Annotated in this window: 1 pseudogene; it reads right to left on the bottom strand. The window is 42.1% G+C overall.

The window, feature by feature from the left end:
- Nucleotides 1–321: pseudogene (locus tag ACFINS_RS10385) on the bottom strand (single-stranded-DNA-specific exonuclease RecJ); the annotation flags it as partial.

Here is a 321-nt window from a genome sequence, read left to right as displayed (position 1 = left end):
TTACTTCGACACCAAAATAACGCAAAAAGCGCGCTATGAGTGCCGATGAACAAGCACCATCAACATCATAATCACCAAAAACTGCATCTTTCTCTTGCTTCAGAATAGCTTTCACGATGCGCTCTGCTGCGTATTGCATATCCGTAAAACTTTTTGGATCAGGCATAAGTGTGCGCAATGTTGGATTGATAAAAGCAACAGCTTCAGATTCATCCACATCTCTTGCCGAGAGAACACGGGCTAATTGATCTGGAAAACCAAATTTTTGAGAAATGGCGCGCGCATTATTTATCCCTTGAATATCAAGGGCATCTAACCAAG

Source organism: Bartonella sp. AA2SXKL (assembly GCF_042197205.1).
GTDB lineage: Bacteria > Pseudomonadota > Alphaproteobacteria > Rhizobiales > Rhizobiaceae > Bartonella.
Note: the sequence above shows the minus strand (reverse complement) of the source record. Positions and strands in the feature narration are given on the sequence as shown.